This window comes from Pseudonocardia sp. NPDC046786 (assembly GCF_040645415.1).
In the GTDB taxonomy this organism is placed as follows: Bacteria; Actinomycetota; Actinomycetes; order Mycobacteriales; family Pseudonocardiaceae; genus Pseudonocardia; species Pseudonocardia kongjuensis.
The window spans coordinates 57,633-71,257 of the sequence record NZ_JBEYYF010000013.1 but is presented as its reverse complement, the minus strand read 5'-3'; the positions used below and the strand labels follow the sequence as shown (position 1 = coordinate 71,257).

General features: G+C 75.6%; 14 protein-coding genes. 8 read left to right on the top strand and 6 right to left on the bottom strand.

Features of this window, described 5'->3' with window-relative positions:
- Positions 1-7: 7 nt before the first annotated feature.
- The 4 genes from ABZ881_RS17595 to ABZ881_RS17580 all read right to left on the bottom strand — a co-directional run bounded on the left by ABZ881_RS17595 (position 8) and on the right by ABZ881_RS17580 (position 2,940).
- Positions 8-1,276 (bottom strand): FAD-dependent monooxygenase, encoded by a 1,269-nt coding sequence (locus tag ABZ881_RS17595; RefSeq protein ID WP_344022654.1) that lies wholly within the window; start codon positions 1,274-1,276, stop codon positions 8-10.
- Between the two features lie 139 nt (positions 1,277-1,415).
- Positions 1,416-1,829, bottom strand: coding sequence for a MarR family winged helix-turn-helix transcriptional regulator (locus ABZ881_RS17590; RefSeq protein WP_358485918.1), 414 nt, complete (start codon positions 1,827-1,829; stop codon positions 1,416-1,418).
- A gap of 167 nt (positions 1,830-1,996) precedes the next feature.
- Positions 1,997-2,257, bottom strand: a complete 261-nt coding sequence (locus tag ABZ881_RS17585; protein WP_358485694.1) for a hypothetical protein — start codon at positions 2,255-2,257, stop codon at positions 1,997-1,999.
- A gap of 89 nt (positions 2,258-2,346) precedes the next feature.
- Positions 2,347-2,940, bottom strand: coding sequence for a TetR/AcrR family transcriptional regulator (locus ABZ881_RS17580; protein ID WP_358485693.1), 594 nt, complete (start codon positions 2,938-2,940; stop codon positions 2,347-2,349).
- Positions 2,941-3,214: 274 nt separating this feature from the next.
- Between ABZ881_RS17580 and ABZ881_RS17575 the strand changes: the two genes are divergently transcribed.
- The gene (locus ABZ881_RS17575) at positions 3,215-4,111 is read left to right on the top strand and encodes an SDR family NAD(P)-dependent oxidoreductase (protein WP_358485691.1); all 897 of its coding nucleotides are present in this window, start codon (positions 3,215-3,217) and stop codon (positions 4,109-4,111) included.
- Positions 4,112-4,205: 94 nt separating this feature from the next.
- Here the strand turns inward: ABZ881_RS17575 and ABZ881_RS17570 are convergent, their stop codons facing one another.
- Positions 4,206-5,900, bottom strand: a complete 1,695-nt coding sequence (locus ABZ881_RS17570) for a glycoside hydrolase family 13 protein (RefSeq protein WP_358485689.1) — start codon at positions 5,898-5,900, stop codon at positions 4,206-4,208.
- A gap of 90 nt (positions 5,901-5,990) precedes the next feature.
- On the opposite strand from ABZ881_RS17570, the gene ABZ881_RS17565 reads away from it, so the two are divergent.
- The gene (locus ABZ881_RS17565) at positions 5,991-7,001 is read left to right on the top strand and encodes a LacI family DNA-binding transcriptional regulator (protein WP_358485687.1); all 1,011 of its coding nucleotides are present in this window, start codon (positions 5,991-5,993) and stop codon (positions 6,999-7,001) included.
- Positions 7,002-7,020: 19 nt separating this feature from the next.
- Here the strand turns inward: ABZ881_RS17565 and ABZ881_RS17560 are convergent, their stop codons facing one another.
- Positions 7,021-8,145: a DUF418 domain-containing protein gene (locus ABZ881_RS17560; RefSeq protein ID WP_358485686.1), complete on the bottom strand. Its 1,125-nt coding sequence runs from the start codon at positions 8,143-8,145 to the stop codon at positions 7,021-7,023.
- A 74-nt stretch (positions 8,146-8,219) separates the two neighbouring features.
- On the opposite strand from ABZ881_RS17560, the gene ABZ881_RS17555 reads away from it, so the two are divergent.
- The 6 genes from ABZ881_RS17555 (at position 8,220) to ABZ881_RS17530 (ending at position 13,623) form a co-directional block, all read left to right on the top strand.
- Positions 8,220-8,801: a TetR/AcrR family transcriptional regulator gene (locus tag ABZ881_RS17555; protein WP_358485684.1), complete on the top strand. Its 582-nt coding sequence runs from the start codon at positions 8,220-8,222 to the stop codon at positions 8,799-8,801.
- 237 nt (positions 8,802-9,038) lie between these two features.
- Positions 9,039-10,475: an NUDIX hydrolase gene (locus ABZ881_RS17550; RefSeq protein ID WP_358485682.1), complete on the top strand. Its 1,437-nt coding sequence runs from the start codon at positions 9,039-9,041 to the stop codon at positions 10,473-10,475.
- Positions 10,475-12,376, top strand: a complete 1,902-nt coding sequence (locus ABZ881_RS17545; protein ID WP_358485679.1) for an ABC transporter ATP-binding protein — start codon at positions 10,475-10,477, stop codon at positions 12,374-12,376. The genes ABZ881_RS17550 and ABZ881_RS17545 overlap by 1 nt, the downstream gene beginning before the upstream one ends.
- A 171-nt stretch (positions 12,377-12,547) precedes the next feature.
- Positions 12,548-12,760 carry a hypothetical protein gene (locus ABZ881_RS17540; protein ID WP_344022676.1) on the top strand — a complete coding sequence of 71 codons (213 nt, stop codon included), beginning with the start codon at positions 12,548-12,550 and terminating at the stop codon, positions 12,758-12,760.
- Positions 12,761-12,776: 16 nt separating this feature from the next.
- Positions 12,777-13,148, top strand: a complete 372-nt coding sequence (locus tag ABZ881_RS17535) for a cupin domain-containing protein (protein ID WP_358485677.1) — start codon at positions 12,777-12,779, stop codon at positions 13,146-13,148.
- Positions 13,149-13,197: 49 nt separating this feature from the next.
- Positions 13,198-13,623: a hypothetical protein gene (locus tag ABZ881_RS17530; RefSeq protein ID WP_358485675.1), complete on the top strand. Its 426-nt coding sequence runs from the start codon at positions 13,198-13,200 to the stop codon at positions 13,621-13,623.
- The last annotated feature ends 2 nt before the right edge of the window (positions 13,624-13,625 follow it).

Below are 13,625 nucleotides of genomic sequence, written 5' to 3'. Positions count from 1 at the left end.
GTGCTCCTTAGCGGGCGAACTGGTAGGTGATGGCCTCGTTGTCGGGATCGTGCAGGGGGGAGCCGCGCCACAGCCAGTCGTAGGACACGTCGGACTCCCCGTCGAAGCGGCGCAGCTTGTCGTCGCGCTCGCGCTGCTCCGGGCCGTCGGGAAGGTGGTAGAACGCCATGTTCTGCAACGACGCGTCCTGCACCATCCCGGCGTGTTTCGCCCGCCGGTGGACGTAGCGTGCCAGCGCGCCGTCGATGCCGGACCGGCCGGCGGCGGCGAGCTCCTCGGCCAGCACGGCGGCGTCCTCCATCGCCTGCGAGGCACCCTGGGCCTGGTAGGGGAGCATCGCGTGGCAGGCGTCGCCGAGCAGGGCGACCCGGCCGTCGATCCAGACCGGGTCGCGGCGGCGCCGGTACAGGGCGAACGCGGCGACGTCGTCCTTGGCCTTGGACAGCATCGCGGGCACCCGGTCGTCCCAGTCGGCGAACGCCTCGACCATCTCCTCGGCCGAGGCCGGCGCCGTCCAGTCCCGCTCGACCCGGTCGGTGCACGGGACGATGGCGACGACGTTGAGGTACTCGCCGCGGCGGATGACGTAGTGCACCAGGTGCTTGTCCGGCCCGTACCAGATCGTGGAGTGGTAGCGGTCGACCAGGAAGCGGGTCGCCGGGTCGGCGGCGATCAGGTCACCGGGGATCAGCGCCCGGTAGGCCATCTCGCCGGAGAAGGCCAGCGTGTCGTCGAACCCGGCCAGGTCGCGGACCGCGGAGCGGATCCCGTCCGCACCGACCAGCACGTCGCCGGGGAACCGGTCGCCGCGGCCGGTGACCGCGACCGGGCGGTCCGGCTCGGTACGGTCCAGCTCGACGACCTTCGCGTCGGTGTGCACCTCGACGACCGGGCCGGGCCCGTCCGGGTCCAGGCAGGCGTCGAGCAGGATCCGGTGCAGGTCGGCGCGGTGGTAGTGCCAGTAGGGGGCGCCGTAGCCCTCGACGACGGACCGGCCGAGCGGGAGCTGGGCGATGATGCTGCCGTCCGCCCACCGGCGGCGGACCTGGTCCTGCGGCGCGGTGTGGATCCGCTCCATCTCGCCGCGCAGGCCCAGCCCGATCAGCACCCGGCTCGCGTTCGGCGCGGTCTGGATGCCGGCGCCGACCTCGCCGAGCTCCGGCGCCGCCTCCAGCACGGTCACCCGGCAGCCCTGCTGGCGCAGGGCCAGCGCAGCGGTCAGCCCGCCGAGGCCGCCGCCGACGACCGTGATCTGCAGGGACTGGCTCGGTGCCACCGCTACCTCCTCGGATTCCTGTGATGCAGCCCGCATCGGGAACTAATCCGAGCACGTACTATCCGGATACGCAAGAGTTTGCCGAGGAGTGAATCGGACCGAAACCGGGGTTGATCTCCCGTTCACACGGGAGCGCGGCTCACCCGGGGTCGTCGAGCGGCGGCAGCTCGGCGACCGCCTCCCAGTGTGCGCCGAGCGTGTTGAGCAGGCCGGCGATCTCCCGGCGGCGGCCCTCGGGGACGGCCGCGAGCAGCTCCTGGTCCAGCCGCCGGGTCCGCCGGGTCACCTCGGCGAGCGCGGCGGCGCCGTCGTCGGTCAGCGAGAGTAGCTTGCGCCGGGCGTCGTAGGGCGACTCGGTGCGGGCGATCAGCCCGCGCCGCTCGAGCCGGCGGCAGACGTCGGCCATCGTCGAGGTGTCCAGCGCGACCGCGCCGGCCAGCGAGCTCTGGTCGGAGTCGGGATAGGCCCGGACCGCGGACAGCACGGCGAACTGCGGGCCGGTCAGGACGCTGTCGACGTGCCGGTTCCAGGCGGCCAGGTACGCCTGGTACATCCGGCGGGAGCCGTACCCGGGCGCGGCGACCAGGTCGGCGGGCGGGGCGGCGGACCGCGCCGCCCGGCTGCTGGTGCTCGACGGCAGCGTCTCGCCCACTGAAACCCTCCGGCGTCGATCCGGACCGGGTGTCCGGAACTGCACACCGATCTTACGTGTTCGGACGATCACGCCGGGTGCCGGCTCCGCCGCCGCAGCCGGACCGCCAGTGCGTGCAGGCCCACGTTCAGCACTGCCGGGCCGAACGCGGCGGGCCACCACAGCAGGGCCGGGAGCCGGTCGTAGAGCTCCGGGCTCGCCAGGTGCGCCCACGACCAGGGCAGGCCGAGCCCGATCAGCGGGAGCCCGACCAGGCCGGCGCCGATGTTCGCGTCCGGCCCGGCGCCGGCGATCCGGAGCGCGCAGAACGCGGCGAGGAGGACGGCCACCAGAGCCGCGTGGGTCCGGACGGTCCACATCGGGCGTCGGTCACGGGTGTGCACTGTCACATCCTGCCGTGCCCCGGTGCGGCCCCGGCTCAGTGCCTGCGCAGCCCGTCCACCAGCAGGTCCAGCAGGCGCCCGGCCTGCTCCCGGCCCTGCGGGTCGGCGATCGCCATGCAGATGCCGCTGGTGCCGACCAGTACGTCGGCCGCATCCACGTCGGAACGCAGTGTGCCGTCGGCCACACCGGCCTGCTGCAGCATGCGCACCGCCTCGACCATCCGCTCGCGGCTCTGCGCGAACGGGTTCCGGCCGCACGCGACCAGCGCGTGCAGCGAGTCCGCGAGGTGCTTCTTGGTGATCACGTAGTCGACGAACCGGTCCATCCAGGCGCGCAGCGCCCGGTCGGCCGGGAGCTCGGCGAGCAGCTCGCCCGCGGCCGCGCAGAGCCGGTCGAGCTCGTTGCGGTAGACGGCCTCGACCAGCGCGTCCCGGTTGGGGAAGTGCCGGTACAGGGTGCCGATGCCGACCCCCGCCTCCTTGGCGATGCCGTCGAGCGTGGTGGCCGGGCCGCCGGTGCTCTCCGCGGCGAACGCCCGGACCGCGGCGGCGAGCAGCAGCTCCCGGTTGCGCGCGGCGTCCGCGCGCAGCGCGGTGCGGGTCCCGGATCGTCCGGTGCCGGTGGGCATGTCGTGCCTCCTCGAACGCGATCGGCTCCACGATACGGCTTGCGATCCGGAGGATGCTCCGGATAGAGTTCCGAGTCATGCGGAGGATCCTCCGCTTTATACACCCGGATCCGCCCCGGCGCACCGCCGCATCGCAGCCGCCCGTGCCGCCGTCCGAGGTTTCCGGTGCTCAGAAGGGATCAATGCCATGTTCGTCCGGCCCGCATCCGTCCGATCCCAGCAGGTTCCGTCCCGCCCCGTCTCCGCACTGCCCGTGCCGGTGCCGCCCGCGGGTGTGGCACCCGCCGGTGCCGCGCCCGCCGCGGCCGGTGTCCCGACCGCCGCGCAGGTCCTCACCGGAGTGGACCTGACCGGCCGTCGCGCCGTCGTCACCGGCGCCGCCGCCGGCGTCGGCCTGGAGACCGCCCGCGCGCTCGCCGGCGCCGGCGCCGAGGTCACCCTCGCCGTGCGCGACGCCGACGCCGGTGCCGTCGCCCGCGCCGCGATCGTCGCCGAGACCGGCAACGACCGGGTCGCGGTCGGCGAGCTCGATCTCGCCGACCAGCGCTCCGTTGCCCGGTTCGTCCGGCTCTGGGACGGCCCCCTGCACATGCTGGTCAACACCGCAGGCGTGTCCGCCGTCCCGCTGACCCGCACCGCCGAGGAGGAGTGGGAGCTGCACCTGGCCGTCAACCACCTCGGGCCGGCCGCGCTCAGCTCCGGCCTGCACTGGGCGCTGGCGGCCGTCGACGGCGCCCGGGTGGTCAACCTGTCGTCCAGCGCGCACCTCACCGCGCCGTTCGATCTGGAGGACCCGCACTTCATGTCCACCCGCTACGACAGCGCGCTGGCGCTCGGCCGGTCCCGCACCGCCGCCGTGCTGCACGCCGTCGAGGCGACCCGGCGCTGGTCCGGCGACGGGATCGTGGTCAACGCGGTCGCCCCCGCCGCGGACCGGCTGACCCCGCAGCAGGGGGCGGCGACGGTGGTGCTGGCCGCCGCGTCGCCGCTGGCCGGCGGGATCAGCGGGCGCTACTTCGAGGACCTCGTCGAGGCCGGGCCGGCCGATCCGCGGACCGGCCGCGGGGTCGCGGCGCACGCGCTGGACCCGGTCGTGGCCCGGCGGGTGTGGCGCTGGACCGAGCGCACGCTGCGCGAGACCTGGTTCTCCGGGCTGCCGGTGGTGGCCTGAGTGACCGGTGACACGCGGATCGGTCCACCCATCGGACCATCCGGACATTCCGTCCGGACGGCGACCGGGGAACCGGTCGCCGCCCGGATCGGGCTCACGAGCGGAGCCAGACCGCGGTGTCGGCGGGGACCTCACCGCGCGCGGTGAGCGGTCCGCTGGTCAGCATCACCTCGGCGTCCTCCGGCAGCGAGACCGGCGCCGCCGACACGTTCACCAGCGCGGTGAAGCCGCCGTCGCCGTCGTCGGAGACCCGGGTGAAGGCCAGCGTGCCCTCCGGCGACGGCTGCCAGCTCAGCGTCCCGCCACCCAGCGCCGGATGCGCGCGGCGCAGCGCCAGCGCGTCCCGGTAGAGGTTCAGCACCGAGTCCGGATCGGCCGCCTGGACGTCCGCCGCGTGCCGGGCGAAGACGTCCGGCTGCGGCAGCCAGGGCCCGGGCCGGGTGGGGCTCACGTCGCTGAACCCGTGCCACGGCCGCCCGGCCACCCAGGGCAGCGGCACCCGGCAGCCGTCCCGGCCGCGCAGGGTGTGCCCGGACAGCTCCCAGGTGGGATCGTCGAGCCGGTCCACCGGGATGTCCTCGACCTCGGGCAGGCCGAGCTCCTCGCCCTGATAGAGGTAGGCCGTGCCGGGCAGCGCGAGCATCAGCAGCGTCGCCGCGCGGGCCCGGCGCAGGCCGAGCCCGGGATCCGCCGGCAGGTCGAGCACGTCGTCGAGGTTCCACCCGCGGCCGGCCTCGGGCTTGCGGGACAGCCGGTTCGGGTGCCTGCACACGTCGTGGTTGGACAGCACCCAGGTCGCGGGCGCGCCGACGGCCGAGTTCTCGGTGATCGCGTCGTCGATGTGGGAACGCAGGTCCTCGGCCAGCCAGGCCGCGGTCAGGAAGTTGAACGAGAACGCCGTGTGCAGCTCGTCCGGGCGCAGGTAGCGGGCCAGGCGCTCCGGGTCCGGCACCCACGCCTCGGCGACGAACACCCGCGGCGGGTCGTAGGAGTCGCCGATCTGCCGCCAGGACCGGAAGACCTCGTGCACGCCGTCCCGGTCGAGATAGGGGTGGCCGCCGTCCTGGGCGTCGTTGACGCCCTCGACGACGTCGGGCAGCCCGGGCTCCTTGATCATCGCGTTGGCCACGTCCACCCGGAACCCGTCGACGCCGCGATCGAACCAGAACCGCAGGGTCTCCTCGAAGTCCGCACGCACCTGGGGGTGCTCCCAGTTCACGTCCGGCTGCCGGACGTCGAACAGGTGCAGGTACCACTGCCCGTCGGTTCTGTCGGGGCCGTGTTCGGGCAGCCGCTCCCAGGCGGGTCCGCCGAACATCGAGCGCCAGTTGTTCGGCGGCTCGGCGCCGTCCGGGCCGCGGCCGTCGCGGAACAGGTAGCGCTCCCGCTCGGGCGAGCCGGGACCGGCGGTGAGCGCCTCCCGGAACCAGGCGTGCTCGTCGGAGTGGTGGTTCGGGACGATGTCGAGCAGCACCCGGATCCCGCGCTCGTGCGCCTCGGCGATCAGCGCCTCGGCCTGCGCGGTGTCGCCGAACATCGGATTGACCGCCCGGTAGTCGGCCACGTCGTAGCCGCCGTCGGCGAGCGGCGAGGGGTACCAGGGGTTGATCCAGATCGCGTCGACGCCGAGCCGGGCCAGGTGGTCGAGCCGGTTGCGCAGGCCGGCGATGTCGCCGGTGCCGTCGCCGTTCCCGTCGGCGAAGCTGCGGATGTACACCTGGTAGACGACGGCGTTCCGCCACCACTCGGCGGTCGCCTCCGGGCTGCGGGCTGGGTCGTGGGCGGTCATGCCTCTCCCCGGGTCGGAAGTGTGTCTCACGGTGTTTCACAATGTTCCATGTTGTTGCAACGTCTGTCGAGGCGGGAGCAGACTGGCGTTGTGACCCAGGAGCGGGCAGGGCCGCGCGACGTGCCGCGCCGGGCCGGGGTGCGGCGGGTGGCCGAGCTCGCCGGGGTGTCCCCGGCCACCGTCTCGCGCGCGCTGCGCCCGGGCACCCCGGTCTCCGCGGACACCCGCGAGCGGGTCCGGCGGGCCGCCCTGTCGGCCGGGTACCGGCTGCCGGCGCGCTCGCTGACGGTCGCGGTGCTGGCCCGCTTCCCCACCCGCTGGTTCTTCGCCGAGGCGGTCGCCGGCGTCGAGTCCGTGCTGGCCGCCGCCGGGCACCTCACCCAGCTGCACAACGTCGGCGACCCGGCCGGCCGGGCGCACTTCTTCGCCACCCTTCCGGTACGCGGACGGGTGGACGGGCTGATCGTCGTCGCCTCCGCACTCGACGACGCCGAGCGGAGGGCGCTGGACGATCTCGGTCTGCCGGTCACGGTGGTCGGCAGCGACATGCCGGGGCGGCCCCGGATCGGGATCGACGACCGGGCCGGCGCCCGGGCCGCCGTCCGGCACCTGGCCGGGCTGGGGCACCGGGAGATCGCGCTGGTGTCGTTCGACCCGTCCGAGGCCTGCGGCCGCACCACCACCCGGGACCGCCGGGACGGCTGGGCCGACGCGCTCGCCGAGTCGGGGATCGCGCCGGAGCCGGTCCTGGAGGTCGGGGCCGACGTGCCGGCCGGGGATGCCGCCGCCGGGCGGCTGCTGTCGCTGCCGCGCATGCCCAGCGCGGTCTTCGCGATGTCCGACGAGGCCGCGCTCGGCGTGATCCGGACGCTGCGCCGGGCCGGGATCGACGTGCCCGGACGGGTGTCGGTGATCGGGTTCGACGACCACGAGATGGCCGCCGTCGCCGATCTCACCACGATCGCGCAGCCGGTCCGCCGGCAGGGCGAGCTCGCCGCGCGTGCGCTGCAGGCCGTCGTCGCCGGGGAGGAGCCGGCCGATGTGGAGCTGCCGACCCGGTTGGTGGTGCGGGGGACGACGGCGCCACCGGGCCGAGCCTGATCCGGTGCCGGGCAGCGGCTCAGCGGGTGGGTTCGACCAGCCTGCGCAGCAACGCCTCCGCCGGGCCGGGTCGCCCGGCGCGCTCGGCGGTCGCCGCGACGCCGACGGTGACCGCCCACACCCCCAGGCCGATCCCCGCCGCGCCGGCCGGGCCGACCGTGCCGCCGAGGTCGAGCAGGTACGGCTCGAACAGCAGCAGCCAGGCCACCGACTGGGCGAGGTAGCAGCTCATCGAACGCCGGCCGCAGGCGACGAGCGCCCCGGTCACGCCGGTGCGCGGCCGGGTGGCGAGGTGTGCGGCGAGCAGCCCGATCGCGGCGGCGTAGCCGAGCCCGCCGGCGTATCCGGTGAGCGTGTGCAGGGCGCCCGCGGCGACCGCGCCGACGGTGTCGGGTGCCCAGTACCCGGTGGTCCGGGCGGCCTGCGGCAGCGCGCCGAGCACCGCGACCGCGATCCCGGCGGTCGCGGTCCGGCGGAGCGGGGCCCGATGTGCCGCCGGGTCCTCCAGCAGTCCGCGCCGGGCGGCCCACATCCCGATCAGGAACGGAGCGGCCGCCATCAGCGCGTTCAGCGGGGTCAGCACCGGGAACACGGTCAGCCGCAGCAGTGCCGACGACAGCGGATCGGCCGGCAGCTCGGTGCCGCCGGTCGGATCGGGCACCGCGAGGACGGCCCCGTACGCCGATGCGCCGACGATCCCGGCGAGCCCGGCCAGGACCAGCAGGTGCGGTCCGGGTGCGCGCAGCATCCCGGCCAGCACCAGGGCGAGCAGTCCGTACGCGGCGAGGATGTCACCGGTGAACAGCAGCGCGGTGTGCGCGATCCCGAACGCCACCAGCCACCGGCCGCGCCGGCGCAGCACCCGGCGTGCCCCGTCCGGGCCGAGCCGCTCCTCCCGGCTCCGCAGGATCTGGACCAGGCCGTAGCCGAACAGCGCGGCGAACATCGGATACGCACGGCTGTCGACGAGCAGGGTGAGCGCGGCCTGGGCGGCCGTGTCCACCATCGGCGCCGCACCCGGCAGCGGTGCGAGCACCCGGCCGGTGAGCAGCTGGGCATGGGCCAGCGCGATCAGCGCCAGCATCAGCCCGCGGGCCAGATCGGGTGCGAGCGCACGCTCGCTGAGTGTCCGGGAGACGGGCACGATGACTCCAGATAAGATACGGAACAGTATCTAGATAAAGTAAGATACGAATCCGTATCTAACAAGGAGGGCGAGTGGCGGCACGTACCCGACGCCGTGGCGACCAGCTGGTCGCGGCGCTCTACGAGTCGGTCCTCGCCGAGCTCGACGAGGTCGGGCTCGGCCGGCTGACGATGGAGGGGGTCGCCCGCCGGGCCGCGACCGCCAAGACCACCCTCTACCGCCGCTGGCCGACCCCCGAGGCGCTCCTGCTGGAGGCCATCGGCGCCGCCTACCCGGTGGAGCAGCCGTCGCCGGCCGCCGACGACCTGCGCGGCGACCTGATCCGCGCGCTGGAGCTGATGCTCGAGTGGGCGCGGCACCCGAGCGCCCGGGCCGTGCAGGCCATCCTCGCCGACCGGCGCCGGGTGCCCGAGCTCACCGCCGGTCTGCACGAGGTCTTCGACGCTTCCGGCCGCCGGTTCACCGCGACCGTGCTGCACCACTACGCGCGGCTCGGGCAGCTCGATCCTGCTCTGCTCACCCCCGTCGTCGAGGACATCGGCGAGGCGCTGGTGTTCAAGCACGGCCTGGACACCGGGGAGGAGCCCGGCCGGGAACGGCTGGCGGAGATCGTCGACCAGGCGATCCTGCCCGCGGTCGGGATCGGCCGGTGAGTCGTGCCGCGCCCGCACCCCGGTGTCCACCGCGCACCCCGGAGTCGTCGCCGCACCCTTTCCAGCGGGTGCGGGAGCGGGCGGGGGTGCGGGCCGGCGCGAGGCGGGGTGCGCGGTCGCCGTCGGGGTGCGGCGACCGAGGGGTAGGCCTCCGCGCTCGGTCCTGTGTGGCCGGATTACCTGCCCTTAACCTTCGCGCAGCGTGCTCCTACGGGCCGTTCACCCACGGTTGTCGGCGTGCAGAACCCGATCGCGGACACCGCGCCGCCCAGCAGCCCACCCGTCCGGGCGGCCCGTCCGGTACCGCCCGGGACCGGGGCCCTGGCCCGGGCCCGGCTGGCCGGCAGCGCCGCCGCCGCGGCCTGCTGGCTGCGGGCGGTCGGCGAGCCGGGCGGGGGTGATCCGGCACCGGTCGCGGCCGCCCTCGATGCGCTCGGCACGTTGCGCACCGAGCTGCGGTCGCTGCGCCCGCTGCTGGACCGGGGGTATGCGGTGCGGGTCCGGGCAGTGACCGACGCACCGGCCCGTGCACTCGCCGTCCGGCACGATCTCGACCACCGGATCGTCCTGCTCGACGCTGTGACCGGTGACCCCGAGGCCGGGGTGCTGCGCGATCAGCTGGTCCGGGCCCGCAGGCGCGCCCCGCTCGCCGTCCTCGACGAGGGGCTCCGCTCCGATCTGGACGAGCTCGCCGCCGGACGCATCCCGCTGCGTACCGACGCCCCGCTCGGCGATCCCGAACTCCCGGCGTCGGTACTGCTGCCGCCTCTGCTGCACCGCCGGTTCCGGAAGCTGGTGCGGACCGCCCCGGGGGCCACCGCCGACGTCCTCCGGCGGGCCGCCGAGCTGCGGATCGTGCTCGCGCTGGCGACCGCAGGCGGTCTCGACCGCACGCGGGTCGCGAACGAGCCGATCGGGCCGACCCTGCCCGTCCCGACCGGGACCATGCCGACGGGGGCCGCCCGGACGGGAACCGAGCAGTCGGGGAGCGGGGCGACCGCCCCGCGCACCCCCGCCACCCCACCGGACCCGGCCGGACCGGGCCTCCCGGCCGTCGATGCGGCCGCGGCCGCACTGCTCGACCGGGCCGCCGCCGTCCGGAACGCCGAGATCGCGGCCGAGCTGGCCGCCGAGCTCCCACCCGGCCCGGCGCGGGACGCGCTCGACCGGATCGCCGCCGCCCGCCCGGAGCTGCCCGCCGCGCTCGCCGCGCTGGCCGGGCTGCGCGATCTCCTGCCGGTCGACGTCGACGGCCCGGCCAAGCGCGCCGCGGGCGGGGTGCTGCTGCGGCCCGGCCCGGACGGCCCCGAGGTGCTGCTCGTGCACCGGGTCCGGCACGGCGACTGGTCGCTGCCCAAGGGCGCCGTCGCACCCGGTGAGTCCGATCTGGAAGCCGCGCTGCGCGAGGTCCGGGAGGAGACCGGCCTGCGCTGCCGGGCCGGCGCCGAGGTGACCGGTGTCCGGTACCGGGACCGCAACCGCCGGGCCAAGCAGGTCCGCTACTGGCTGATGACGCCGCTCGCCGGTGCCGGCTGCCCCGATCCGTCCGAGGTGGACGGTGTCCGCTGGGTGCCGCTGGCCGACGCGCAGCAGTGGACCTCCCGGGAGCGTGACCGGGTCGTGCTGGACGGCGTCGCCCGTGAGCACGCCGACCGGCCGGGGCGGGTGGCCTGATGATCGCGACGCTGTGGCGGTTCCGTGCCCTGCTCGCCGGGCACCGGATGCGACTGGCCGGTGGCGGCGCGCTGACCGTCGTCGCGGCCGGGCTGGCGCTGCTGCTGCCGTGGCCGCTGGCCGTCGTCGTGGACTCGGTGCTCGGTGGCGCCGGGGTTCCCGACCTGCTCGAACCGCTCACCCGGGTGGTCGGCACCGGTCCCGGGCTGGTGTGGGCGTGCGCGCTCGCGCTGTGCCTGGCCGCCGCGGCCGGGGCGGCCGCGACCTACGGCGCCGAGCGGGTGCTGGCCGGGGTCGGCGAGCGGATGCTGGCCGACCTGCGGCAGCGGCTGTTCGCGCACCTGCACGCGCTCGGCCTGCGCTACCACGAGGGCCAGCGGATCGGGGATCTCGGCAACCGGCTGACCGCGGACACCTCCACCGTGCAGACGCTGCTCGTCGCGGTGCTGTCGGTGCTGCTGCCGAACGCGACGCTGCTGGTCGGGATCGTCGCGGTGACCCTGGTCGTCGATCCGGCGTTCGCGCTGCTGTCGCTCGCGGTGGGGCCGACGCTCTACGTCGTCCTGGTGCACTACCGGAAGATCATCAAGTCCTGGGCGGCCGTCGCCCGCGCCGCCGAGGGCCGGGTCGCGGCGCACGCCGCCGAGTCGCTCGGCGCGATCCGGCTGGTCAAGACGTTCGCCGGCGAGGACCGCTCGCAGGCGCGGTTCCGCGGGTACGGCCGGGAGCGGATGGTGGCCGGTCTGGCCCGGGTCGACCACGCCGCCCGGTTGCCCGCCGTCGTCGAGGTGCTGGTGCACGCCGGACGCGCGGTGGTGCTGCTCGCGGGCTCGCTGCGGGTGCTGGACGGGTCGATGGACCTCGGCGTGTTGCTGGTGTTCCTCACCTACAACGAGCGGCTCTACCAGCCTGTGCGCCAGCTCGCGAAGCTGCAGACGACGATCAGCAAGGGGCAGGCGTCGGCGGACCGGGTGTGCGAGGTGCTCGACACCGCACCCGAGATCGTCGACACGCCCGGCGCCCGGCCGCTGCCCCCGCTGCGCGGGCACGTCGAGCTGCGTGACGTCCGGTTCGGCTACGACCCGGCGCGACCGGTGCTGGACGGCGTCTCGATCGTCGCCCGGCCCGGCGAGAGGGTCGCGCTCGCCGGACCGACCGGCGCCGGGAAGTCGACGATCGGCGGGCTGCTGCTGCGGCTGCACGACGTCCAGTCCGGCGCGGTCCTGCTCGACGGGCACGACGTCCGCGCCGTCACCGTCCGCTCGCTGCGCGACCAGGTGTCGGTCGTCCCGCAGGAGCCCGTGCTGATGGCCGGCACCATCCTGGACAACATCGGCTACGGCGCCCCGTCGGCGTCCCGCGCGCAGCTGGTCGCGGCCGCCCGGGCCGCGCACGTCGACGAGTTCGTCGTGCGCCTCCCGGACGGCTGGGACACCGTGCTCACCGAACGCGGGTCCACCCTGTCCGGCGGGCAGCGGCAGCGGATCGCGATCGCCCGCGCGCTCGTCCGGGACACCCCGGTCGTGCTGCTCGACGAGCCGACGTCCGGACTGGACGCGGTGTCGGAGTCGCTGGTGATGGCCGGTCTGGAACGGCTGACGGCGGGCCGCACGGTGATCGTCGTCGCGCACCGGCTGTCCACGCTGCAGTCCGCCGACCGGATCCACGTGCTGGACCGGGGCCGGATCGTGCAGTCCGGCACGCACGCCGAGCTGGTCGCCGCCGACGGGCTGTTCCGCGACATGCACCGGCTGCTCACCGACGCCCCGGCGGACCCGCCGGCACCGGGTGACCCCACCGGCCGCCCGGCGCCGGGGGTCCCGGCCGGCCGCCCGGCCGCGGTCGACCCGGCGACGGTGTGGCTCACACCGGGGCGCACCGCGGGCCGGTGGATCGCGTGAACGCGGGCGGGCCCGGCCGCCGGGCCGGGGGCCGGGACCGGCGCCGGGGACCGGGCCGCCGGGCGTGGCCGGGCGGGGACCGGACCGGCGCGGCGCGTGGTCACCGGGCCGCAACCGTCGCCGTTGTCGGGGGTTCGTGGTTCCCTCGTCGGGGGAACCGGGAGGTGGGCCGTGGTCAGGGTCGACGGGCACTGGCGGAACCGCAGCTGGGTGCGCACGCACTACCGCCATCCGCTTCGGCCGGAGGCCGACCAGACGGTGCTGATCTTCCCGCGGGCCCGGCTGCTGCGGCCGGACCTCTCGGCGCACGGCGGGCCGTTCCCGTCCTCGCCGGTCGGCGGCGCACCCGGGCCGCGGCTGCCGGCGCCCCGGCCGCCCTCCTGAACCGGGCGGGGGCAGGATGGTCGGCGTGCCACGACTGATCGAGACCGCGAGCCGGGTCACCGCCGCCGGGACCCCGCCGAAGACCATCGACGAGTACGTCGGCCGGGTGAACACCGGCACCGACGCGCTGTCGGTCGCGCACATGAGCAGCCCGTCCGGCTGGGCCGAGCCCGGCCAGACCCCCGAGTTCGACGAGTACACCCTCGTCCTGCGCGGGGAGCTGCGCGTCGAGCACACCGGCGGCGAGCTGACCGTCCCCGCCGGCAGCGCCGTGCACACCGCGCCGGGGGAGTGGGTGCGCTACAGCTCGCCCGGGCCCGAGGGCGCCGAGTACGTCGCGGTCTGCCTGCCCGCCTTCGAGATCGGCACCGCGCACCGGGACGACTGATCCCGGCGGGCCGGTCGACAGCGGACGCCGCGGACGGTAGGTGTGGGGTGTGCTGAACCGGACACTGCTGGGATCCGCGCTGGTCGCCGCGCTCGCCCTGGCCGGCTGCGCGGACCCGCCCGCGGGCGCGGGTGGCCCGGCCGGCGACGGCCCGCGCCCGGCCGTCGCCGGGGACCTCACCGGCGGCCACTGGTACCCGGCCGACGGCACCGCGCAGGGCCGCGCGTTCGCCGAGTTCGCCGCGGACGGGAGCTGGACCGGCTCCGACGGCTGCAACGGTCAGAGCGGCACCTGGGCTCTCGACGACAACGGCAGCTTCACCGGCACCGCGGGCACGAGCACCCTGATCGGCTGCGAGAACGTCCCGGTCGCGTTCTGGATCGACGAGGCGGTCCGGGCCGGGACCGACGACGGCGACCTGCTCCTGCACGACGCGGCGGGGGAGACGGTCCGGCTGGTCCGCGAGCTGCCCTGACC

Bases quoted from the DNA above. Each gene is read 5' to 3' on its own strand.
- ABZ881_RS17590 (WP_358485918.1), bottom strand. From the start codon at position 1,829: ATGTACCAGGCGTACCTGGCCGCCTGGAACCGGCACGTCGACAGCGTC.
- ABZ881_RS17580 (WP_358485693.1), bottom strand. From the start codon at position 2,940: ATGCCCACCGGCACCGGACGATCCGGGACCCGCACCGCGCTGCGCGCG.
- ABZ881_RS17570 (WP_358485689.1), bottom strand. From the start codon at position 5,900: ATGACCGCCCACGACCCAGCCCGCAGCCCGGAGGCGACCGCCGAGTGG.
- ABZ881_RS17545 (WP_358485679.1), top strand. From the start codon at position 10,475: ATGATCGCGACGCTGTGGCGGTTCCGTGCCCTGCTCGCCGGGCACCGG.
- ABZ881_RS17535 (WP_358485677.1), top strand. From the start codon at position 12,777: ATGGTCGGCGTGCCACGACTGATCGAGACCGCGAGCCGGGTCACCGCC.